Origin of the sequence: Paucilactobacillus kaifaensis, from assembly GCF_005405145.1 — a bacterium.
In the GTDB taxonomy this organism is placed as follows: domain Bacteria; phylum Bacillota; class Bacilli; order Lactobacillales; family Lactobacillaceae; genus Paucilactobacillus; species Paucilactobacillus kaifaensis.
Genome location: NZ_BJDM01000004.1, coordinates 56534 through 79941 on the forward strand (window position 1 = coordinate 56534; position 23408 = coordinate 79941).

Annotated in this window: 24 protein-coding genes, 1 tRNA gene and 1 pseudogene; 9 read left to right on the plus strand and 17 right to left on the minus strand. The window is 37.5% G+C overall.

The window, feature by feature from the left end; genetic code table 11:
- The first annotated feature begins 40 nt into the window (after positions 1-40).
- Together FFM51_RS03505 and FFM51_RS03510 are read left to right on the plus strand one after the other, a co-directional pair.
- On the plus strand, positions 41-1579 hold the full coding sequence (locus FFM51_RS03505) for a multicopper oxidase family protein (RefSeq protein WP_137597253.1): 1539 nt from the start codon (positions 41-43) through the stop codon (positions 1577-1579).
- A 373-nt stretch (positions 1580-1952) separates the two neighbouring features.
- Complete coding sequence (locus tag FFM51_RS03510) at positions 1953-2876, plus strand: glycosyltransferase family 2 protein (RefSeq protein WP_137597254.1); 924 nt, start codon at positions 1953-1955, stop codon at positions 2874-2876.
- 87 nt (positions 2877-2963) lie between these two features.
- Here FFM51_RS03510 and rnjA read toward each other — a convergent pair.
- From rnjA to FFM51_RS03525, 3 genes and pseudogenes are all read right to left on the minus strand, one after another.
- Positions 2964-4649: pseudogene (gene rnjA, locus FFM51_RS03515) on the minus strand (ribonuclease J1); the annotation flags it as partial.
- A 304-nt stretch (positions 4650-4953) separates the two neighbouring features.
- On the minus strand, positions 4954-5295 hold the full coding sequence (locus FFM51_RS03520) for a hypothetical protein (RefSeq protein ID WP_137597255.1): 342 nt from the start codon (positions 5293-5295) through the stop codon (positions 4954-4956).
- Positions 5296-5695: 400 nt separating this feature from the next.
- Complete coding sequence (locus FFM51_RS03525; protein ID WP_137597256.1) at positions 5696-6133, minus strand: MerR family transcriptional regulator; 438 nt, start codon at positions 6131-6133, stop codon at positions 5696-5698.
- Positions 6134-6362: 229 nt separating this feature from the next.
- Here FFM51_RS03525 and FFM51_RS03530 point away from each other — a divergent pair, with 229 nt between their 5' ends.
- From FFM51_RS03530 to FFM51_RS03545, 4 genes are all read left to right on the plus strand, one after another.
- A complete protein-coding gene (locus FFM51_RS03530) occupies positions 6363-7805 on the plus strand; it encodes an MDR family MFS transporter (RefSeq protein WP_414691949.1) in 1443 nt (480 codons plus the stop codon).
- Complete coding sequence (locus FFM51_RS03535) at positions 7805-8527, plus strand: DUF4811 domain-containing protein (protein WP_137597258.1); 723 nt, start codon at positions 7805-7807, stop codon at positions 8525-8527. The genes FFM51_RS03530 and FFM51_RS03535 overlap by 1 nt, the downstream gene beginning before the upstream one ends.
- Positions 8528-8640: 113 nt before the next feature.
- Positions 8641-9345, plus strand: coding sequence for an AzlC family ABC transporter permease (locus FFM51_RS03540; RefSeq protein ID WP_137597259.1), 705 nt, complete (start codon positions 8641-8643; stop codon positions 9343-9345).
- Positions 9336-9662, plus strand: coding sequence for an AzlD domain-containing protein (locus FFM51_RS03545; protein ID WP_137597260.1), 327 nt, complete (start codon positions 9336-9338; stop codon positions 9660-9662). The genes FFM51_RS03540 and FFM51_RS03545 overlap by 10 nt, the downstream gene beginning before the upstream one ends.
- Positions 9663-9720: 58 nt before the next feature.
- Here the strand turns inward: FFM51_RS03545 and FFM51_RS03550 are convergent, their stop codons facing one another.
- Together FFM51_RS03550 and FFM51_RS03555 are read right to left on the minus strand one after the other, a co-directional pair.
- Entirely contained in the window at positions 9721-10350 is a 630-nt protein-coding gene (locus tag FFM51_RS03550; RefSeq protein WP_137597261.1) for an HAD family hydrolase, read from the minus strand.
- A 23-nt stretch (positions 10351-10373) separates the two neighbouring features.
- The gene (locus FFM51_RS03555; RefSeq protein ID WP_137597262.1) at positions 10374-11255 is read right to left on the minus strand and encodes an RluA family pseudouridine synthase; all 882 of its coding nucleotides are present in this window, start codon (positions 11253-11255) and stop codon (positions 10374-10376) included.
- A 157-nt stretch (positions 11256-11412) separates the two neighbouring features.
- Here FFM51_RS03555 and FFM51_RS03560 point away from each other — a divergent pair, with 157 nt between their 5' ends.
- Complete coding sequence (locus tag FFM51_RS03560) at positions 11413-12054, plus strand: SDR family oxidoreductase (protein WP_137597263.1); 642 nt, start codon at positions 11413-11415, stop codon at positions 12052-12054.
- A gap of 73 nt (positions 12055-12127) precedes the next feature.
- Here FFM51_RS03560 and FFM51_RS03565 read toward each other — a convergent pair whose 3' ends face one another.
- Positions 12128-12370 carry a YdeI/OmpD-associated family protein gene (locus tag FFM51_RS03565; RefSeq protein ID WP_137597264.1) on the minus strand — a complete coding sequence of 81 codons (243 nt, stop codon included), beginning with the start codon at positions 12368-12370 and terminating at the stop codon, positions 12128-12130.
- 169 nt (positions 12371-12539) lie between these two features.
- Between FFM51_RS03565 and FFM51_RS03570 the strand changes: the two genes are divergently transcribed.
- A complete protein-coding gene (locus tag FFM51_RS03570) occupies positions 12540-13061 on the plus strand; it encodes a hypothetical protein (protein ID WP_137597265.1) in 522 nt (173 codons plus the stop codon).
- A 171-nt stretch (positions 13062-13232) separates the two neighbouring features.
- Here FFM51_RS03570 and FFM51_RS03575 read toward each other — a convergent pair.
- From FFM51_RS03575 to FFM51_RS03590, 4 genes are all read right to left on the minus strand, one after another.
- Positions 13233-13306, minus strand: a tRNA-Asp gene (locus tag FFM51_RS03575).
- A gap of 89 nt (positions 13307-13395) precedes the next feature.
- Positions 13396-13890 carry a DUF2798 domain-containing protein gene (locus FFM51_RS03580; protein WP_137597266.1) on the minus strand — a complete coding sequence of 165 codons (495 nt, stop codon included), beginning with the start codon at positions 13888-13890 and terminating at the stop codon, positions 13396-13398.
- A gap of 170 nt (positions 13891-14060) precedes the next feature.
- Positions 14061-14615: a cysteine hydrolase family protein gene (locus FFM51_RS03585; RefSeq protein ID WP_137597267.1), complete on the minus strand. Its 555-nt coding sequence runs from the start codon at positions 14613-14615 to the stop codon at positions 14061-14063.
- A 15-nt stretch (positions 14616-14630) separates the two neighbouring features.
- On the minus strand, positions 14631-15290 hold the full coding sequence (locus FFM51_RS03590) for a YdeI/OmpD-associated family protein (protein ID WP_137597268.1): 660 nt from the start codon (positions 15288-15290) through the stop codon (positions 14631-14633).
- A 214-nt stretch (positions 15291-15504) separates the two neighbouring features.
- Here FFM51_RS03590 and FFM51_RS03595 point away from each other — a divergent pair, with 214 nt between their 5' ends.
- On the plus strand, positions 15505-16944 hold the full coding sequence (locus FFM51_RS03595) for a DHA2 family efflux MFS transporter permease subunit (protein ID WP_137597269.1): 1440 nt from the start codon (positions 15505-15507) through the stop codon (positions 16942-16944).
- A 99-nt stretch (positions 16945-17043) separates the two neighbouring features.
- On the opposite strand, the gene FFM51_RS03600 is transcribed toward FFM51_RS03595, so the two are convergent.
- The 7 genes from FFM51_RS03600 to FFM51_RS03630 form a co-directional block, all read right to left on the minus strand.
- Positions 17044-17664, minus strand: a complete 621-nt coding sequence (locus FFM51_RS03600) for a CBS and ACT domain-containing protein (protein ID WP_137597270.1) — start codon at positions 17662-17664, stop codon at positions 17044-17046.
- Positions 17665-17669: 5 nt separating this feature from the next.
- A complete protein-coding gene (locus tag FFM51_RS03605) occupies positions 17670-18380 on the minus strand; it encodes an ABC transporter ATP-binding protein (RefSeq protein ID WP_137597271.1) in 711 nt (236 codons plus the stop codon).
- Positions 18377-19153, minus strand: coding sequence for an ABC transporter ATP-binding protein (locus tag FFM51_RS03610; RefSeq protein WP_137597272.1), 777 nt, complete (start codon positions 19151-19153; stop codon positions 18377-18379). Before FFM51_RS03610 ends, FFM51_RS03605 begins: the two co-directional genes overlap by 4 nt.
- Before the next feature lie 2 nt (positions 19154-19155).
- Positions 19156-20121 (minus strand): branched-chain amino acid ABC transporter permease, encoded by a 966-nt coding sequence (locus FFM51_RS03615; protein ID WP_170999561.1) that lies wholly within the window; start codon positions 20119-20121, stop codon positions 19156-19158.
- A gap of 9 nt (positions 20122-20130) precedes the next feature.
- On the minus strand, positions 20131-21000 hold the full coding sequence (locus FFM51_RS03620; protein ID WP_137597276.1) for a branched-chain amino acid ABC transporter permease: 870 nt from the start codon (positions 20998-21000) through the stop codon (positions 20131-20133).
- Between the two features lie 318 nt (positions 21001-21318).
- Positions 21319-22506: an ABC transporter substrate-binding protein gene (locus tag FFM51_RS03625; protein WP_137597274.1), complete on the minus strand. Its 1188-nt coding sequence runs from the start codon at positions 22504-22506 to the stop codon at positions 21319-21321.
- A 215-nt stretch (positions 22507-22721) separates the two neighbouring features.
- Positions 22722-23255, minus strand: a complete 534-nt coding sequence (locus FFM51_RS03630; protein ID WP_223875888.1) for a DUF1697 domain-containing protein — start codon at positions 23253-23255, stop codon at positions 22722-22724.
- Between the last annotated feature and the right edge of the window lie 153 nt (positions 23256-23408).

The window sequence follows — 23408 nt, forward strand, 5'->3', positions numbered from 1 at the left end:
AGTATGCTAATAGTAATTAAGGATTTGGGAGGGTTTTAGTATGACAGAAAAAGTCTATAACAATTATTTTTTCGACGAACCTGCATTTAATACTCATGATGGTGGTTACATTCCCTTAGAAGAACCAACAACACCGCCAATGCCACTTAATATTCCTAGTATATTACAGCCAGATCAAGAAACTGCAACCGACATGTACTACACTGTCACTGCACAATCTGGTGAAACACAATTACTTCCAGGAGCTAAAACTAAAACCTGGGGCTACAATGCCAGTTTATTAGGTCAAACAATTATTTTTAAAAATGGTAAAACAATTCATCTCCATTTAGAAAACAAGCTACCTGAGTTAACCACTTTTCATTGGCATGGATTAGATATTCCTGGTCCAATTGAAGATGGCGGTTGTCATGCACCTGTTTATCCAGATAGCAGTCGAGATGTTTCCTTTAAAATTAACCAACCGGCGGCTACCTGCTGGTTACATGCACATCCGTGTCCATCAACGGCTTCTCAAGTCTGGCATGGCCTAGCAACTGCTGTTGTTATTAAAGACGATGTTGAAGAACAGCTACCATTTCCACGAAATTATGGGGTTGACGATATCCCGTTAATCCTGCAAGATCGCCGATTTCATGATAATAATCAATGGGACTATCGTGCTGATTATGATCCCGATGGTGTTCAAGGCCCAACGCCAATGATAAATGGAACCATCAATCCGTATTTTGATGTTACCACCCAACGATTACGGTTAAGGATTCTAGATGGGTCCAATCGTCGTGAATGGCGCTTGCACTTCAGTGATAACCTAGAGTTCACTCAAATTGCATCTGACAATGGCATCTTACCTGAACCGGTTAAATTCACCCACTTGATGACTACTTGTGCAGAACGCCATGAAGTCATCGTTGATTTTGCCGATTACAAACCTGGTGATGAAGTTATCTTGTATTCCGACGAAACTCCGATTGTTCATTTTCGCATTCATCAATTTGCTTCTGATGACACCTCACTGCCAGATCACTTAGTTGATATTCCCGACCCTGAGGTTGACCAGAATCTACCTGTAAAGCACGTTGTCATGTCGGGAATGGATGAAGAAGTTTTGTTAGATGATAAAAAATTCGACATGCAACGCATTGATTACAAAATGCCATTAGGCAAATGTCAATTATGGGACATCACTAACACAAACGACATGGATAGCGGTATGATTCACCCATATCACATGCATGGAACTTCATTTAGGATTATTTCGCGCAATGGCCACGCACCTTATCCAAATGAGTATGGCCTAAAAGATGTTGTTAGCGTTAATCCCGGTGAACATGTAGTTCTTAAAGTTTGGTATGATGTCGCTGGTGTTTTTATGTATCACTGTCACATTATTGAACATGAAGATGGTGGTATGATGGCACAGCTTCAAGTTATTGACCCAAAGAATCCTAATGCTAAGTATGAGTTAATGGATCACCATACACTGATGACCGCGTTTGCCAAAGAACGTGGCGTTAATATTGATGATTTGTGGCTCGGTGGAATGGAATCATATAATAAAATGGGAATGCACATGTAGCTTAGTCGTTAGCATCAATTACTAAACTACAGTACTTGAATTATTAATTACAAAGGTTAATCACAATATTAAGCAGCTTATGATTTAAACCAAATCGTAAGCTGCTTTTTTGTTGTCACAGGCATTATTTCACTCCATCATAAGACCAAACTTCTATTTACTTAAATTCATAAAAAAATTACATTTAACCGATTGTATAAAACCGATCGCCATAAAGTATTGACACAGTGGTTTTAAATGCAGTTCATAAAAAGATCATATAACGTTAACATTATGGTATTCATTAGTATGAATCTCGACAAAGTTGTATTTTCGATTTATAATAATAAAGACGATAATTATTAACTAATATAAATTGAAAGAGGCGATTTTTATGAACTTAGTCAGTGTGATTTTGCCCGTCAAAAATAATGCAGTGGTATTACCAGATCTACTAACAGACTTAAAAAGCCAACATTACAAAAATTTTGAAGTTATTTTCGTTGATAACAACTCAGTGGATCAAACATACCAACAATTAGTGGCCTTCAAACGATTAAGCGGTATTAAGACTACAATCATTTCTCAACGAATACGTCAATCCGTAGCTACCTCATATAACCAAGCCCTTACACACGCACAAGGACGGTACGTAATGTTTTTAACTGCCAAAATGCGTCTTCATCCAATGTGGTTAAGTCAAGTTAGTCAAACTGCAGTAGTAAACCAAACTGATATTGTTGGCTATAATGGCCAAAATCAGCACTTTAATAGCGCTACGGACTTAATTACATCTTATCTGTTAGGTCAAACACCAATGAACATTGAAGGTATGCTAATTAAACGACAGTTAACTCGCTCAATCTCGTTTGACCCTAAACTTTCGCTCCATGCTGGCACCTTATTTTTGTATAACATTTACCAACGTGCTACTAGTGCGACATTCTTAGGTGGAAAGGTACAACCTGAACTTAAACATTCAAAAAATACATTTAAAGCCGAACACCTTCAAGTTGTCACAGTACTAGACTCGATTGACCAATGTATTCAACAAAATTATCCAACGCTGTCAAATTATGCATGGCGTCACAAACATCAGACACTAACTGATTTATACCATCAAATTAAACAACTTCCTATGACTAACCGCAGGATTTTTAAAACTGAACTGGTTAAAATCAAAGCGGAACTACGAACGATTGAATTCAAACAATTTGAATTCTCTAACATCAAACGATTTAAGAGTTGGCTCAACCGCCGTTTCAATCGCCATATGACGATCTATCCCGAATCAAAAAATAAAAATATAAGTTTCTAGCAAATATGGCTAGCCTGAATAAAAAAAGACCTGCAATCTGATTTAACTTTCAGAATTGCAGGTCTTTTTGAACGAATGATATTAATTATTAATAATTGTTACCATCGGAATGATTACCGGGCGACGACCAGTTTGTGCAAATAACAATTTTTGTAATCTGCTGACAATTGTCCGGTTGAGTGCCCGTTCGTCGATCTTTTTACGGTTTTTAAAAGTATTCAAAATCGCCCAGAAGACCTCATGATTAGCTGCCTTGATAAGTTCTTGTGACTCATGCATGTACACAAATCCACGTGAGACAATATCTGGGCCAGCAACAATCTGATGATTTTGTAAATCAACTACCGCAATTGCAGTTACAACCCCTTCTTCAGACAACAATCGACGTTCTCTAATTTCAGGATTACCAACGCTATCGCCAACATCACGACCATCAATGTAAACATCTCCGGCTTCAACATGATCCGCTACTCGAGCAGAGTCTTTAGTTAAAGCAAGAACATCCCCATTAGCTAAGATAAAGCTATTTTCCAATGGCACACCTGTTAGTTCAGCTAAATGAGTATGAATTTTTTGCATTCGATACTCACCATGTACTGGAGCAAAATACTTAGGCTTCATCAAACGTAGCATGAACTCTTCGTCAATTTGACCACCGTGACCTGAGGTATGGATGTTATTAACGTAACCATGAATTACATCGGCACCAGCTTCGTCTAGCTTGTTAATGAGCTGATTAACACTGATTGTGTTACCGGGAATTGGATTACTAGAAAAGACCACTGTATCACCAGGTTGAATCGTAATTTGACGATGGGTTCCATTGGCAATGCGACTTAGTGCAGCCATAGGTTCACCTTGCGACCCTGTACACATAATCATTACCTTTTCTGGTGGATATGAATTGATTTCATTTTGATCAATTAAATAGTCATCAGGAATGTTTAGATAACCTAATTCTTGCCCAGCGGCAATCGCATTTTCCATACTCCGCCCAAAGACCGCAATTTTACGGCCCTGGCGAATAGCAGCATCTGATGCTTCTCGCAAACGATAGACGTTGGAAGCAAAGGATGCAAAAATAATTCGCCCCTTAATACGTTCAAATACCCGTCGAATATGCACATCTACCCACTGCTCTGATTTAGTAAACTCTGGTCGCTCAGCGTTAGTACTGTCAGAAGTCAGCAATAGAACTCCTTCGTCACCCAGCTTAGCCATCTTTTGTAGGTTAGGTGCAGGAAGTCCACCAACCGGTGTTAAATCAAATTTAAAATCACCTGTTTGAATAATGGTTCCTTGTGGAGTATGCACCGCAATCCCTAACGTATCAGGAATTGAGTGGGTTGTTCTAAAGAAGCTAACAGACATCTTCTTGAACTTCAAAACTGTATCTTCATCAACTTCATTTAGATCAGCAGTTCGCAATAAATGCTTTTCTTCTAATTTGCCACGAATCAAGGAAAGTGCAAATGGGCCAGAATAAATAGGTGCATTTACTTGTTGTAAGAAAAATGGTAATCCCCCAATGTGGTCTTCGTGACCATGGGTAATCACAATTGCCTTAATTTTTTCTTGGTTTTCAACGAGATAAGAATAATCTTGAATGACATAGTCAACTCCAAGTAGCTCATCTTCCGGGAAGAGTACCCCACAATCAATGACGATAATTTCATCTTGGAACTGAACACAATACATGTTTTTACCGATTTCGCCCAATCCGCCCATAGCGTAAAACGCGACCTCGTTATTATTAACTTTTAATTTTCGCATAACTACCTTTTCTTTCTTTAAAATTTATTATTATGTATTTTTGAGCTTAAGCAATTGAACCTAGTTTGGGCTAATTTATAAATAGAAATAATTGATTTAGGATATCTAAACCTATTTTTACTGCTGTGTCAACACACTTAGGTTCATTACAGTAACCAATGAGCCGTTATATTTAATAATCGGAAACATTTTTTAGTTTCTATTTATCCGCACGATGATTAAGTCTAAATTATTGTACCACATAATAGTGCAAACAGTAAAAAAAGAACCACCAAATTGGTGATTCTTATTGATAATCAATTGATTAAGCTGTGGCTAAATGTTCCTGTTGTTTTGTTTCCCACTCATTCCAAGGAATTTGGGCATTTCCGGTAACAAAATAGTTCTGATCGATTTTTTCAAGTACTTTAATGTACTGTGTAAATGATACTGTGCTACTCTTTTCAACTAACAACTCTAAATCAATATGCCGATTACGATCAATCAAGTCATTAATGTCAATTAAGAAATGGCCATTTGTGGCATTCGCGATAATTTCTAAATTCTCATGTTTAAAAAGTTTGATATAAAATTTAGCGAAATCTCGTACTGCCTTATGTTGTAACTCTTCATCTAACTCATCAATCTTTACTAGTTCATCGTTCATTCTACTACTCCTTTGATTACCTGAGCATCACGTGGTACTATGAAAAATCTGGTATCACAAACTAAGTTCTAGTGTCTATCCTAGCACACAATTAAAGAAAGTGTGCGACTAGCCATTTACCGTGGCAACAAAAAAAGCCCAAGTCCCGCAGCTTGGGCAATGAAGGCGATCGGATTAATCGAAATTCAAAATTTGAAATTCAACGGTTTGTTGCAATCTAGATCGATTTTTTATTAATTCTATTGAATTAATAATCAAGCGCTCTATGGCGCTGTTCAAATTAACTTTAAATCAGTACAACACTTTATTACAACTCAAACTAAATAGTACGCGGGAAGTTTTTGCTCCGATACTTAAGGCCTTCACGCATAGCCTAGCATATGTTTTAAATTTTTGATAGCTATTTGGCGGGTAAAAGACGTAAAATAATTTCTTGGTCTATCAAGATAGCAAAAATATTTTGATCACTTTGTCCTTCAAGCGGTCCCAAATCGATTGCTGGGTGTCCGTCAACTTCAGTGAGAGCTTCAAACCTGTCAATAATCACTTTACGCATAAAATTGATGAATTCTTTTCGTTTTTCAGCTTTTTTAACCGCTGCTGTTAATGTGAACCCTTCATCTAAGAAATTTTTAATAAAATGAACTTCCCCAATCGTCTTTAAGGAATACTTTCTGTTTTTACTCTCACTAGTTTTTATTGATTGAATATAATTCTTAGATTCCCAATAACGTAGTTGACTCTGTGATACGCCCGTAACATGTGCTAAATCACCAATTCCCAATTGTAGCTCTGGCTTGCCTAACAGGCCCTTCAGTTCTTCTGGTATTTGTTCCAAATTAACCTTCCCCTCTATACGATATATGTAGTGATAACTGACCAAATAAATCTGCAAAGCGTTTTCACATTTTCTCGATTCAGTATATATTTTATAATTTCTTTGTCAAGTTATTTGACAAGCAAAAATAGAAGCGTTATATTACTAGGCATGCAATTTTAATTATGAAAAGAGGTTTTTTACATTGAGTAAAACTGTTGATGTCAATGGAAAACCCTACAACCGAACGATGTTAATTGTTCTTCTATTAGTAGGAGTTTTCTGTACGGTTTTAAATCAAACTATTTTAACGACTGCTTTCCCTACTTTAATGAAAGCTTTCGATATTTCTACTGCCACAGTTCAATGGTTAACAACTGGCTTTTTGATGGTTAACGGAATTATGATTCCAGTTAGCGCCTTTCTTAGCAATCGGTTCCCAACCAAGTGGCTGTACATTGTTGCCATGAGTATTTTCGAAATTGGAACAGTAATGGCCTGGATTGCTCCCAGCTTTGCGGTTCTGTTAGCAGGAAGACTCGTACAAGCAATTGGTGTTGGGATTGCAATGCCATTATTGCAAACGATTATGTTAACAATCTTCCCGGCCAACAAACGTGGAGCTGCCATGGGAATGGCTGGAATCGTTGTTGGTTTGGCCCCTGCCCTTGGGCCTTCACTTTCTGGTTGGATCATTGATAATTACAGCTGGCGTGATTTATTTGGGATGATCGTGCCAATTATGGCTATTGTTATTATTGGTAGTTTCTTCTTCATGAAAAATGTTATTGAAACCGGTCGACCAAAACTTGACTTCTGGTCACTAGTCCTTTCGACACTAGGTTTTGGTGGGATGCTGTACGGCTTTTCATCCGTTGGTGACAAGGGCTGGACTGATCCGCTAGTGTTATCGACAATTATTATTGGAGCCATCTTTGTAGTTGTCTTCGGTTTGCGTCAACTACATCTCAAGCATCCATTCCTTGAAATTCGAGTGTTTAAATCACGTGAATTCGCTATTTCTGCCGCTTTAAGTGCCATTGTTAACATGGCCATGATTGGGGTTGAAATGGTCATTCCGTTGTACTTGCAGATCATCCATGGCATGTCAGCCTTTCATTCTGGCTTAACCCTATTGCCTGGTGCTTTAATGATGGGGGTTATGAGCCCAATCACCGGTAATTTATTTGATAAATACGGTGCCAAACGCTTAGCAATTTGTGGCATGTTCTTGTTAACGATTGGGACTTTGCCTTTTGTTATGATCACCCAAAACACACCAGTAATTTACATTGTTTTCTTATACGCAATTCGGATGTTTGGAATTTCAATGGTCATGATGCCTGTAACAACTTCTGGAATGAATGCATTGTCTGTTGACATGATTTCTCACGGAACTGCAGTTAATAACACGACCCGTCAAGTTGCCAGCTCGGTTGGAACTGCGATCTTGGTTTCAGTGTTAACTAACGTTACTAATAACAATATGCCTGGTAAACATTTATTAACCGAAACACCATTTGCTTACAAGGTTCAATCGTTTAATGCCACTATGAGCGGCTATCATGCTGCGTTTTGGATTGCCATCGGCTTTTGTATTGTTGGATTAATCACCACATTCTTGTTAAGCGACAAAAATGCAAGTGGTCAATCAATTGCACAAGTTGCTTCTGATAAAGGAGGTGCCAACTAATGGTCATTATTTTATTAATAATTGGCGCAATTTCATTTTTCCTCGCTTCGATGTTTACGTTCAAACCCGTTACTAGGATCACAACAATCTTGGTCACTGGGATCATCTTAGTTGGCTCGATCGGCTTAATGATTGGTAACTCTAGAGATCACTTTGGAATGCATAAAGTCCAAACAACTTCAACGCAAACCATTTATTCAGCTTCCAACTCAGAATCAATGCCACTCGCATTATATAAACCAGTGGGAACTTCTGGTAAAGATGATGTTTATATTTATAACAGTAAGCCAACGCAAAAAACGGCCCAACATACTCAAGCGAACCAATACACCCACAACAAGGTTAAATGGACTAATAACACAACCGCTAAATTAACAACTGTTGAAACTCGGTGGGAATATAAAAATTCATTTTATAAATACTTGTACATGTGGTCTGGAATGGGACACACTCTAATTAGTAGAACTAACACGTTCACATATCCTAAAACTTGGGTAAAAATAACCGTTGATCAAGCTGACAGTTTGAAAAAGCAAATGAATAATACCCAAACTAAAACTGCTATGGCGACTCAAGCAAAGCAATACGTAGAAACAAAAGTTGCTGCGGCAATGACTAAAAATCCACAAATGTCTGCAACTGATCAAGCTAAGATTGTTAAACAAGCACAGATTGAATTTCAGTCAAAAGCTTTAAAACAGGCCGTTGCACAACTAAAATAACACTATTTTAAAATGAAACTCATTAAGTTGAGTTTCATTTTTTATTTTAGATTAAATTATAATTAGATTTATGTTAAAATTTTTATTATTACTTAATGAAAAGAGTCTTGCCCATGAACGCTGATCTATCAGTAAAAACCTCAGTTAAAGATGTTATTCCTACTCTATTTGGCTATATTGGTGTTGGGATTGCCTATGGCGTTGTTGCCCAAACGGCGCATCTTAGTCTTTTAACAATTTCACTGTTATGTTTAATCGTCTACGCCGGTTCTGCGCAATTTGCTATTACCACCATGTTAGTTGGCAGTAGCCCGATTTCTGCTATTATTTTATCAACATTTTTAATCAATTCACGAATGATTTTAATGAGTACTTCGATGGCCCAATACTTTAAAAGAGATTCATTGGTAAAAAACATTCAGATTGGTACATTAATTACCGATGAAACTTTTGCACTGGGAATGAATAAAGTAGCAGTAACAAAGGGTAAGTTAAGTCCCGTTTGGTTTAATACAGCTAACGTCATTGCTTATTTAGTTTGGTGGTTTGCTTGCCTAGTTGGCGCATTGTCAGGCAAGTTGGTTGCAGATCCCAAGTCACTAGGATTGGACTTTGCAGTGGTCGCAATGTTTATCGGGTTATTATACCTACAAATGATTGGAGACCGGCGGCGCAAACTACGAGTACAATTGGAAGTAATTTTGATTGTAAGCAGTTCACTGTTTATTTTAGGTCGTTTTGTGAACCCAGAAATCGCTCTTTTAAGCGCAACCATCATTGGGTGCCTGGGTGGAATGGTGGTAGAAAAATGGGCATAAATACATATATTTTATTAACAATTCTTGGTTGTGGCTTAGTCACTTGGTTATCACGGGTGATTCCATTTATATTGGTTAAAAACTTTGTCTTACCAACTAATCTAATTAAATTGTTATCCTTTGTCCCTGTTGCTATCATGACTGCATTAGTAATTCAAAATATTCTGATTTTTAAAATTGGCTCTTGGCCTAGCGTTAACTGGCTAAATTTTGGTGCAGCGATTCCCACCATTATTAGTGCTTTTATCTCTAAAAGCTTATTGATCATCGTCATCATAGGAATTATTTCGATGGCACTATTGCGGTTTATTTTATAATGTAAAGAAGGTACTACAAGGGTGTCAAATTCTTTGTGGTACCTTCTTTACATTATAATTATATCAATTTCAATAAATCACTTGGACTTGTAAGTAAGAAGTCAGCGCCGTTTAACTGATTTTTTTGAGTAGTTCCCCATAAAGCTGCCCCAAATTTTATTCCTGCCTCATGCGCAGCTGTCATATCAAAAATAGTATCGCCAATATACATTGACTCTTCTGGGGTTGCATCCACCTTGTCCAGGCCAGCCAAGATGGGCTCTGGATCGGGTTTGTGTTTTATCGTATCATCAGCCGTTACATACTCGTCAAACATTGAACCAATTGTATATCGTGTTTTAAATCCTTCATCATAATCTCGTCTTGTTTTTGAAGTTACAACTACTAACTTAACTTGTGCAAGAACTTTTAGTTTGTGAAGCGTTGACTCAATCCCTGGATACACAGTGACTCGATCAATATTTTTGACAGATAATTGAGCCCATTCATCAAAAATTATTCGACGTAGTTGATCGTCAAGAATACCAATTTTGCGTAGCGCATCATCCCCGCTAATACCAAATGATTGCGACAATTCGCTTTCTGTCGTTTTATATCCATGTGATTCTAGTGCCTGCTTTAAAGCCGGCACATACATATTAAACGTATCAATAAGAGTTCCATCCACATCAAAAATAAAATTTTTCATTTATTATAACTGTCCTTATCTAATTAGTCAGACAATATAATCTGTCTCATATCAATTGGTATTGATGTAACTACTTCAATTGGTTGATTTGTAAATGGATCCATAAACTTTAGACTAGCAGCATGTAGCGCCTGCCGTGTAATCACATCCGTGGGTCCACCATATAGGTCATCCCCCAATAATGGATGACCTAAATATGCCAAGTGAACTCTAATTTGATGGGTCCTGCCAGTATGTAACTGCAATTTTAATAAAGTCCAATTTGGATTATTATTTTGAACCCAAAACTCTGTCCTAGCAGTTTGGCCTGTTGCCATAACGGCCCGTTTGGGTGAATCAACAACTCGTCCAATTGGTTCATTAATGACACCGTGCGCTTGGGCAATATTACCTGCCACCAGTGCAAAATAAATTTTTTCTAATTGATGTTGTTCAACTTGAGCCGAAATCATACTTTGGGCCAGTCGATGCTTCGCGATTAAAACAATTCCAGAAGTAAAACGATCTAGTCGCAACACTAAATGTGGTCGCAAATCGCCTGACCCGGTTTTTTTTAGATAACCTTTAACTCGATTGAGCAGTGTATCCGTACTATTGGTGGGACCCGGAATTGAAGTTAAACCAGCAGGCTTGTTGACAACTAACCAATTAGTATCTTCAAATACAATGTCCAGTTGTTCATTACTAATCGCAACGGTTTGATCTTCTGGCTCCGGTTGTAATTCTAGTGTAATTTGATCGCCTTGTTTGATAGAAGTCGATGACGTTACTTGAATGTTATTCACCCAAAAATGACCCTGACCATGTTTAACATCAGCAATTAAGCGATGCCCCACTCCTTGGCGCTGTAAAAAACGTTTAACCGTAGTTGGTTGTTCATTTATGTTCGTCCATGTTTGCTTCATTTATGTAATACTCCTTATTCTTCTTAGGGTAGCAAATCAAACTATTTATGCCAAGACCTAAATAAATTAATTCCAGTAAATAGTAGCTAACATTTGCAATATTTAATTGTCAGCATTATAGTTACAATTGAAAAGATAAATGAAAGGCGGTAATAAAATGACAAATGTTTTAGTTTTAGGTGCAGCTGGCCATATTGCAACGTTTGCGCGCAAAGATCTACTAGCTAATAGTGATGTCCACATCATTGACTATCTTAGACGAGCTCATCGGTTGAAGGTTGCAGACTCTAATCGCGAATCTGTTATCGAAGGCGATTCTACTGATCAGCCAACACTAGTTCGGGCACTAAAAAATGTTGATGTTGTGTACGCTAACTTGGCTGGATCAAACATCGAACAACAGGCCAGATCAATTGTGTCTGCGATGAATCAACAACAGGTTAAACGCTTGATTTGGATTTCAACATTAGGTATTTATGATGAAGTACCAGGTGAATTTGGCAAATGGAACCATTCGATGCTCGATGGCGGTTACTTACAAACTTATGGAGTTGCTGCCAAAGTGATCGAATCATCCAATCTTGATTACACCATCATTCGCCCAGCATGGTTAACAAACAAAGATGAAGTTGACTATGAACTCACACAAAAAGGTGAGCCATTCAAGGGAACAGAAGTTTCACGTAAAAGTATAGGTGTTTTAGTTAGCCGTTTAATTCAAGATCCAAGTACTCATATCAAAGAATCATTAGGGGTTAATAAACCCAATACTGATGGCGACAAACCAGCGTGGTACTAATGTAAAAGGCACAATCCAACAACTTAACTTTTGGATTGTGCCTTTTAATGACCAAAACACTTACATATCTATTTTACTTTTCTCGTTGATCATAAGCTCTCTTCGACTTAAAGCCAGCTTTAAAAACAACCTTCATTTGATCAATATGTTTTTGCCTAGTTGCTGGTGCCTTGGCACCGAAAATAAACCGAGCCCATTCTCGCTGATAGCCAGGTGTTAGCGCCATAAAAAAAGTTGCTAACTTTTCATCATCGTGTAAAAGTTCGGCTACTTGTGGGATGTCAATTTCGTAATCCGCTAATGTTTTCTTTTCCATTTACTCACCCGATAATTAGTTATTTTCTTAATTGTACCAAATATTTTTAGCTACGTGCATTTAAAAATTAATCTATCATTAGTATAAGTGTTTAGTTTGACTTAGCTCTACTATTCTCGTTATGCTTACTATGTAGCTTATCCTCTTAATCTAGAAAGGATCACTGACAATGAAAAAATTAGTTGCACTAATACTAGTACTAAGTGTTACCATCGGTCTCATCGCGTGTGGCAATCAAGAAACCGATAATCAATCAAATTCTTCATCTAGTGACTATTCTTCAAAAAGTAGCTCCTCTGCGAACAACAAAAGCATTCAATCAGTTCGTCTCGGTGCGGATGATAGTACCAACTTATTATCCAGCCAATGGGAATTTGATAACTTTACAGTTAACCAAATTAAGGCCGAGGCTGAAGATGGTGTACTTGAATTAGAAGTTGATTGGCAAAATACAACTAATCGTGCTGTCGTGTTCAACGATACAGCTAAAATCACAGTTTCTCAAAACAACAACGAAATCAACGTAGACCAGCAAGATGATGATTACAATGACAATGTCTTACCAAACAAAACCGAAGACTTTGAATTTGATTATCAGTACGATGGCATTGAACAACCAATTAAAATTTCAATTCATCCGGCAGACACAAACCGACCTACTAGAACTGTTATAGTTCAGTTGCAGAATTAAAAATTCTAGGTCATAATTAACTGTTAATACTCAGTAACCTTTTATTTAGTACATTACACGGGGTTTCTTTCTATTTTAATTAGACTAACGTTTGTAGTCGAAAAAAATGCTAGCACACGGAAACTTCCATGTGCTAGCATTTTTATTTCAACTTTTAAGCACTGCTCTAAGCGGTCCGTACGAGACTCGAACTCGTGATCTCCTGCGTGACAGGCAGGCGTCCTAACCAGCTAGACCAACGGACCAATAAACTCACTAAAACAGCTTACCTGATTATGCTACTGGCCGTCAACCTTTTTTATTGATATTTTTCTCAACTTCAAGTCAACTGCAATTAATTTAATTCTTTTTCTGCTGAATAAATTTTATGCAGCAAAAAAATTGCTTGACGAGCAATTGGTTGAGCCACTAATGCTTCAACTGCTAAGGCAATCGTGAAATTACGTGGCCAACGGTAAAAGAAATGCTGTAATGGTTCCAAACTGATTTGTCGTTGTCCAATCCAGGTACCAATAACCGTTAAAATTATTGACATTAATAAAACTGTGCATAAAATATTAATGGTAATGTGGGCATTAAAACTATCTTGTTTGGCAACAATCTTGCCAGTTAGCCAATCAGCTGGTTGATATGTTAATAAAACAACTGCAACCACTGCCAGCCATATAACAGGCAAAATTTTTAATGTTGCTAGCCATGTTTGCCAGCCAAACCCAATTTCAAAACTTGTGATTAGCGGTGCAATTATGTTAACTGAAATTAATGACACAATAGCCATAAAAAGCATAAATTCCCTTTTGTTCCGCGGTAAATACATATAATATTTCAATTACTATTCTCCCTATCTCTTAAATAAATTGCAATAATTTAACTAAAAAAAGCGCAAAGTCATGACTGACTTTACGCTGATCAATTATACGCGTGATTAAATTACTACCTGACTTACTGTACACTACTTACCCAAAAATATCTAATGTTATTTACGATCAATTACTTAATTTATCTAACTGTCGCACCTAAAACATGCTCAAAATGATCCAATGCCCAAGCTTGGCCTTTGGCAGTCAGTGCGGCAACAGCAGCCTTGTGAACTGTGATACCATAATTCAGATTATAAGCATCAACTGCCGTATGCAACACACAAATATCGGTGCAAACACCAGTTAAATGCAACAAATTAATTTTACGTTCTCGCAGCCGCAAATCGAGATCGGTACCAGCAAACGCACTATATCTCGTTTTATCATACATAAATACTTTCGGATCATCTTGATGCTGCACAAACCAGTTGGCCAATGAACCATAAAATTCGCGCCCCCACGAACCACGAACGTTATGAGATGGAAACAGCTTACTTTCTGGATGATAAGGGTCTTCGGGAATGTGAACGTCGGTTGGTAGTATTACCCACCCACCACTAGCTAACGTTTCATTCGCCAAACCAATAATTTTATCATCAATGACTTGTCCTGGCTTTCCGCAAGTTAACGCTCCCTGATCTGCCACAAAATCATTTGTGTAATCGATAATCAAAAGTGCTTCATTTTCACTCATATTGTTGCCTCCATTTTAATTTCTCTGGCGATAAAGCGTCATGGAAGAAAATCCTTGATTTAAGATTTCAATCATTTGCTGAAAATGTTTGGCCTGAGTTGAACTTGTTTTAGGCGAAAAAACAAATCGTGCCCACTCACGCTGATATCCTGGGGCCAGTTGATTAAAAAACTGGCTAGCAACTTCATAATTTCTTAACATTACTTGTAATTCAGCTACTCTAGCTTGATAATCTGCAACTCGTTGACTAGCACGATTTGTTGACCTTGGTGTTGTTGTAATCCATCGTAGCCCAACTAGCGTAAAATTATCATCTAATCTCAACATTCGCGAAAATTTAAGGTCAGTAGTCAAAATGCGTCCCGTTTCTTCGTTAACATCCAAAAACGGGAAAATATCATCTCGTTTAATCCCAGTATACTGTTTACTTTGAACTTTAGGATAGGCCAAATAAAAATAGCCATTAGGTAACAGTAACTTTTGCTGGTTAACCGCAACTATTGCTTGTTTCATTTGTGTCAAACTAAAAATAAATTCTAACAAAAAGTCAGTTTGCTGGCCCGGCGCCTGTGTAAATGAAATTTCAGCAAATAAAGGTGCAACATCGCTAGGCATATTGAGAATTGCAATCTTATCATATTTCGCCAATCCTAATTTATCAATTAATGTTTTCATTTACTACTCCTTTAGTAATTACGAGTATCTGCGCTTTAATTATCGCAAGTAAAGTTTGATTAAGCAAATAAGACACTTTGGTAAAAGTCGACTTAAATTTAATCGTTTTCATCCAAAAAAATCAGATTTTTAGTAAAAATAACTTACGAGCAAACTTTTTTTATGCTAATGTAATCATTTGTCTGATGAAATATATAAAAGGAGTAATTAATTTATGGAAACAACTATGAACGATCGTGAAACAACAGCTCAAGCTGCTGTATCAGTTTCTCACCCATTATTAGCAATGTTGGGAATGCTGATTGGTGGCTTCGTTGGTATGTTAAGTGAAACATCTTTAAATATCGCATTACCAAGTTTGATGAACAAATTGAATGTAAGTGTTGGAACAATTCAATGGTTGGTAACTGGCTATATGTTAATTATTGGAATTGTTTTACCATTATCCAGTTTATTAACTCGATGGTTTAGCACCCGTCAGTTAATTATTTTCGCGCTAGTCGATTTTACCGTTGGTGCAATTGTTTCTGCACTAGCGCCAAACTTTACAATTCTACTGATTGGTCGAATGATCCAAGGAATTGCAACCGGCTTAATTTTGCCATTAATGTTTACTGTTGCTACTTTGATTTTCCCACCATATAAGTTAGGATCCGCAATGGGAATGATCGGCCTGGTCATTATGTTCGCACCAGCAATTGGACCAACACTAGCCGGTTTAATCCTAGGTATTCTGTCATGGCAGTGGATTTTTTGGGCCTTTGTACCATTTCTTCTAATTGGTTTAGGATTAGCAATTAAATATCTCCCTAATGTAGCCAAAATAACTAAGCCCAAAGTCGACCTCTTGTCGATCATCCTGTCAACGTTTGGATTTGGTGGACTAGTTTCTGCTGTTAGCATGGCCAGTAACTATGGCTGGGGTTCACCCGAAGTCTTAGTCATTTTAATTTTGGCTCTTTTAATTCTCTTTTTCTATATTCGGCGTCAACTACATTCAAAAACGCCAATCTTGAATTTTCGTGTTTTTAATCGCAAAAACTTCCGTATTGGTGCGATTTTAGTTATGTTTGATTTTGGAATCATTCTATCGTCAATGTACCTGCTCCCTATGTTTTGGCAAAAGGGACTCGCTATCCCAGTTGCACTAACCGGAGTGGTCATGTTACCCGGTGGTGTTGTTAACGCATTGGTATCAGCTATGTCAGGACGTTTCTTTGATCGCTTTGGTGCTCGAATATTTACTATTTTGGGATTTTTAATTAGTATTATTGGAATTCTAATGTTGATCTTTGCTTCTGCAACATCACCCGTCTGGTATGTTATGCTTGCCCATATTATTTTAATGATTGGTGCCCCACTTGCAATGTCCCCAGCGCAAACGTTTGGGTTAAATGCATTAGATCAGATGACTGCTAGTGATGGTAGTACTATTATGAACACATTTCAACAAATTATTGGTGCCATCTCAACCGCTGTTGCAACCAGTTTATTAGGCTTTGGTCAACATATTTCAACAGCGGCTACAACTTCACGAACAGCTTTTACCAACGGTGTTCACGTTGGCTTAATATTTACACTTGCTTTGGCTGTCATTGCATTCTTACTAGCTTTTACAGTTAAGAATGAAACCCCTAATAGTCAAGAAGTTTAAATCAGCTTCAGAATCCATTTTTCTAAGCTTAAAAAGCATTAACCGATTCAGTTCAGTGAATCAGTTAATGCTTTTTTATTTAGCCGTTTTTATTTCATACTAAACATCGAAACCAGCTTCTGTTAACGCATTGGTTATACCAACCGTATCTTCACTATCTACATGAATTTCAATGGATTGTTCCGCATCCCGCCTAGTTACAACTAATGTAAGAATATTGTATTTATGACTGGCCAAAGTCTCGCCCAATTTGGCGATAAAACCTAGCTCATCTTTTTTTACATGAACCGTTACATTAGTTCCCCCACGACCATAACCAGAAATATTTAAGAACGCGTCAAAGATATCATTATTGGTGATGATTCCTACAAGTTCTGCGCCATTAACGACCGGCAACACGCCAATATTGTGCTTACGCATCGCATAGATAGCATCCTCTAAAACAGAATTGGGTGAAATTGTCTGCACATCTTTTTCCATCACATCTGCAACCGTTGTTTTATTCAACAAATAATTGGCTTCAAAGACTGATAATGACGTTGCTTTAGATGGTAGGGCTCGCTGAATAATTCCTTCTGTAATTAGTCCAACTAGTCTGCCGCTATCTAAAACTGGTAACCGATGAATATCATTTTGCTTCATTAAATCAACTGCATCGTTGATTCTGGTTGTTGGTCGAACCGTTATTAATTTTTGTGTCATAAAATCTGCAACGCTCATTAGTATTAACCCCCCAAATATGCTTTTTGCACATCTTTATTTGCTAATAATTCTTTTCCCGTTCCAGTCATCAAAATATTGCCGGTTGCAAGAACATAGCCGCGATCAGCAATTGACAATGCCTTAGAAGCATTTTGTTCAATCAGCAAGACAGTGGTCCCCTGTTGTTTAATTGCTTGAATAATATCAAAAATCTCATTAATAAAAATTGGTGCCAGACCCATTGAAGGTTCATCCATCAATAGTAGCTTCGGTTTGGCCATCAGGGCACGGCCCATTGCTAACATCTGTTGTTCACCACCAGATAATGTCGCCGCATCTTGATTTTTTCGTTCCTGTAATACCGGAAAACGCTCAAACACTTCTTGATAATCCTTTTTTAGCGCATCACGATTTTTACGCAAAAATGCACCCATTTGTAAATTTTCCATAACGGTTAAACCAGCAAAAATTCGTCTTCCTTCTGGCACTTGAGAAATGCCGCCTGCCACAATTTTCTGTGACTTAAATTTTTGAATTTCATGACCATCATAGACAATCTTGCCACCCGCTGGACGCATCAATCCCGAAATCGTCTTTAAAATTGTCGTTTTCCCGGCACCATTAGCACCAATTAAAGAAACAATTTCACCTTCGTTAACTTCGAAATTAACCCCTTTAACTGCGTGAATGACACCATAATTCACGGATAGATCTTCTACCTGTAATAACATTATGACTCACCCCCTAGATATGCTTTGATTACCCGTTCATTTTGCTGTATTTGTGTTGGGGTTCCCTCGGCAATGAGTTGCCCATATTCCAACACATAAATTCTTTCAGCCACGTTCATGACCAAAGACATATCGTGTTCGATCAACAAAACTGTAATATGAAATTCCTGTTGAATCTTTCGAATTAGCCTAGTTAGATCAGCAGTTTCTTCTGGGTTCATTCCTGCTGCTGGTTCATCCAAAAACAATATTTTGGGTTTTGTGGCTAACGCACGCACGATTTCTAATCGTCGTTGTTCCCCATATGGTAAATTCTTTGCTAAATTGTCTATTTGATCCTGCATATCAAAAATTTTCAGTAACTCAATTGCTTCTTGACGCAAAGCTGCTTCTTTATGATAAAACGATGGTAAACGGAAAATACTTGAAAAAAAACCTTCTTTATTTTTAGCAGTCATCGCAATTAAAACATTATCCAAAACTGAAAGATCTTTGAACAATCGAATATTTTGAAACGTTCGTGCTAATCCTGTTTGAGCTACTTTATATGGTTTCATCTTATTTAATACTTGCAAACCATTATCGGTTTGCATTGCAATCGTTCCTTCGGAGGGAACAATCACGCCGGTTAATAGATTAAACAAAGTTGTTTTACCGGCACCGTTAGGACCAATTAATGCAACCAATTCATTGTCATTTAAATGCATAGTCACATTAGACACTGCAGTCAGGCCACCAAAACTCTTAGTCAGTTCTTTAATATCGAGTAATGTCATCGCTAGGCATCCCCCTTTTGTTTCGTTGATCTTGTAAACCGATTAAATAAATTTCGAACAGAAAATTCCCATGTTCCTAGTAATCCAGAAGGTTTGAATACCATTAATAAAATCAAAGCGAGTGAATAAAGAACCATTCGTAATGTACCGAAGTTTTGTAAGATCATATCAAGCAATCCCAATACAACAGCAGCTACAAAGGTACCCGTAATACTGCCAATGCCTCCGAGCACCACAATAATCAAAATATTAATTGATTCCATAATCCCAAAATCCGTTGGTGCAATCGTTTGAATATAGTTAGCATGCAAGGCACCTCCAATAGCGGCAGTTGCTGCCCCGATTACAAATGCCAGCACCTTCCATTTAGTCGTATTAACGCCCATTGACTCGGCAGCTATCTCATTTTCACGAACTGACATGACAGCACGACCATCACGAGAATGAATGAAATTAACAATGATTAGGGTTGTAACACAGACCATAAAATAAACAACCGGCCATGTGGCCAATAATGGAATGTTATATAGTCCTGCAGGTCCATTGGTGATCTTCAAATTATTCAAAATAATTCGAATGATTTCTGCAACCCCCATCGTTGCAATGGCAAGGTAATCACCATCCAATCGTAGTGTCGGGATTCCAACAATCAATGCCACTAAAGCAGATACTGCTGCTCCTGCAATCATTCCAATGGCCATTCCCATGGGCGTTGCAACAGAAGAAGTAATCAAGGCGCATACATACGCGCCAATAGCCATAAATCCAGCATGGCCCAGCGAGAACTGTCCCGAAAAACCAATTATCAAATTCAGGCCGGTCGCTAAAATAATATTGATTCCAATTAGAACCATTGTATTTTCACCAAATTGATCAATAATTCCTGCAAACTCAAGCAAATTGATTACAACATAGCCCACAACCATGATGGCAAGCCATGTTAAATTGTATTTTAGATTTTTCTTCATGTTTGCCACCTACACTTTCTCTTTTATTTTCTTACCCAAAATACCCGCTGGTCTAATTAGCAGGATAATAATTAAGACGGCATACACAGCAGCATCCTTGAACGCTGAAAAGCCCAGTGCCTGCATCAAAGTTTCCAACAATCCGATGACAAAACCACCAATTGCAGCTCCCGGGATTAAACCAATCCCACCTAGCACAGCCGCTACAAACGCTTTAATTCCAGGCGTCATGCCCATTAATGGATCAATCGAATTGTAATACAGTCCGATCATGACACCGGCTGCACCAGCCATGGCGGATCCTAATGCAAAAGTAAATGAAATTGTTCGATCAATATTAATTCCAATTAACTGCGCAGCGGCTGGATCAACTGAAACTGCCCGCATTGCTTTGCCCATCTTCGTTTTTCGCACAATTAATTGCAATAAAATCATTAAGATAATTGAAACAGCTAAAATCAATATTTGAATGTTTGAAATTGACACTGAGCCAAGATGATACTGCTTAACTTTCATCACTTGGGGAAAACTACGAACATTAGAGCTGAACATATATGCCATTCCATTTTCGAGCAGAAATGAAACTCCAATAGCCGTAATTAAAGCTGCAATCCTAGGTGAATTTCGTAGTGGTCGATACGCTAGATATTCGATCACAACACCAACAAGAGCACAAAACAGCATCGCTGATGCGAGTGCCAGCCAAAAATTAAAATGTAGTTGGTTAATCACGTAATAGCCCCAAAAAGCTCCCAACATATAAATATCACCGTGCGCAAAATTAATCAGTTTGATAATTCCATAAACCATGGTGTAACCCAATGCTAGTAAAGCATAAATACTTCCCAGCGAAAGTCCATTAACGAGTTGTTGCAAAATTGTGCTCACAGTTCTTCACTTCCATTCTTATAATTTAACCAACAGAAGAGTGCAACTAAGGATTGGTCGTCATGATAATCACAGACAATTAGCCACTTCTTGAGCTATTTATTGCCTACTCCCATCAAATCAAAACCACCCTTAGTCGTACTCCTCGGAATTTAGATATTAATCGTGTATTGCTATGATTTCCTCAAAATTTATTGTATGAGGACAAATTACTACATCTATTTTGCACCACCACATGAACGTATTCTTAACCGACAATACTTTCATTTAAGTAATCAAGATAAACCATTATCCGCTTTTATTCCTAAATTACTTAACTGCAGTTGCACTTTGTTCTTCTCCATTGACAACTTTAGCGATAATAACCTGTTTTTGGGGGTTATGCATCTTATCAATTGAGATTGTACCCGTGACACCCTTGAAGTTCTTCAGCTTGCTCAATCCAGTTGCAATCTTGGTTGAATCTGCTGACTTTTCATTTTCAATGGCATCTTTAATCATGTACGTAGCATCATAGGCCAATGCGTCAAACGTTCCAGCTTCTTGATGATATTCAGCTTTATAAGCTTTCATGTACGCTGTCGCCTTGGCATTTGTATTGGCTTTAGCATCAAAGTGTGTTGTGTAATAGATATTGGTAGCATTTTTCTTTCCAGCAATCTTAACTAGCTTAGGATCAGCAAATCCGTCGGCACCAACGATCGGTTGGTTAATGCCCATTTGCCGTGCCTGTTTAACAATTAATCCAGCTTCTGAGTAGTAACCAGGGACAAAGATTGCATCGAAATCTTTACTCTTTAACTTCGCTAATAATGTATTAAAGTCTTTGTCACCTGCTTGGTAATACTGTGTTGAAACAACTTGTCCCTTGAATTGTTTCTTAAATGCTTTAGTTAATCCTTGGGCATAATCAGTTGATTTATCACCTAAAATGGCAACTTTCTTCAACTTCATGTTGTTATACACATACTTAGCTAACGCTTTTCCTTGATAACTGTCCTCAAAACAGGAACGGAACATATAAGGTTGCACCTTACCATTTTTTTGAACTGTTAATGAATCTTGTGTTCCTCCTGGAGTTATGTATGGTACTTTGGCCTTTGTGTAGTTGGGTAACGCTGCTAAACCAGCACCAGATGTGATTGGTCCAATTACTGCATTAACCTTACTTGTATTAGCTAAATTAGTTGCCACGGAGGCCGCCGAAGAATTGTCAGACTTATTATCCTTTTGGATTAATTTAATCTTCATTTTCTTGCTGCCAACTTTAACGCCACCATCAGCATTGATTTGCTTAACGGCTAACTTAACTCCATTTTGCATTGCTTCACCATAAGCAGCTGCAGCGCCAGATAATTCAAAATTTCCTCCCAATTTAATTGTGTTCCCACTTTGTTTGTTACCACCACTGGCAGCCGAACTACTACAGCCTGCTAAGACTAAGGTACTGGCTAACATTACTGTTCCCAGTACCCTCATTAATTTATTTACGCGCATAAAACAACATCCCCTATGTATGTATTAAAATATGATTAAACGTTCTAATCATTTTCTAATAAACTAGCATAAAACTACGTAGCAAGTCAAACCAATTTTTGAGCAATTATCAGTTGTTAGCGTTTCCAGTGATCGGTTCAAGCTGTTATATTAGCATTAAAAAAAAACTCAAAAAAAATCAGATCTACTAGATCTGATTCAAATGATATTAAAAATTACGATACCAACGTCAGCAATTTTAATGCCGTATTGCGATTTCTAATCGTGACATCTTTGTAAAACCGCTCCTTCATTAGCTTAGAATACAGTGATTTACTGAAATCTTTTTTTAAGGTTGAAGTCCACAAAATAACATGATCACGAAATTCAACTTGATCATATTCGCCGATTCGACTTTTAATCATATCAAAATAACTTCTATCAACGCCAGGTAATAAGAACAGCGCGTTGTGCCGTAAAGCTTCATCAGCACCCCACCAAGTCGGTAATTTTTTTAAATCTGCTTTATATTCATATTCATTAATCACTAGCGAAACAATTGGAAATTCATATTTTGTAGCTAATAATTGATTAACTTTATCAGCAACTACTGATTGTGGTAATGGACTTTCAAAAATTAGATTGCCACTATTGATGTAAGAAACTACATTATTAAAACCCAAATGAGTAAGTGATACTTTGAGTTCTTTCATCACTACTTTATTATGCCCACCAACATTAATTCCGCGTAATAACAACAAATAGGTCATATTTGTCTCCCTGTAAAGATAAGATTCGTTTTATCTCACAGTATACTATAAAATCTCTGCTAACTTGAAGTATTAGTGCGATAATCCCTTTGTGGTTGTCAGATGAAATGCAATAATTCATCTGATGATTATGGAGGGATTTTTGTATGTCCA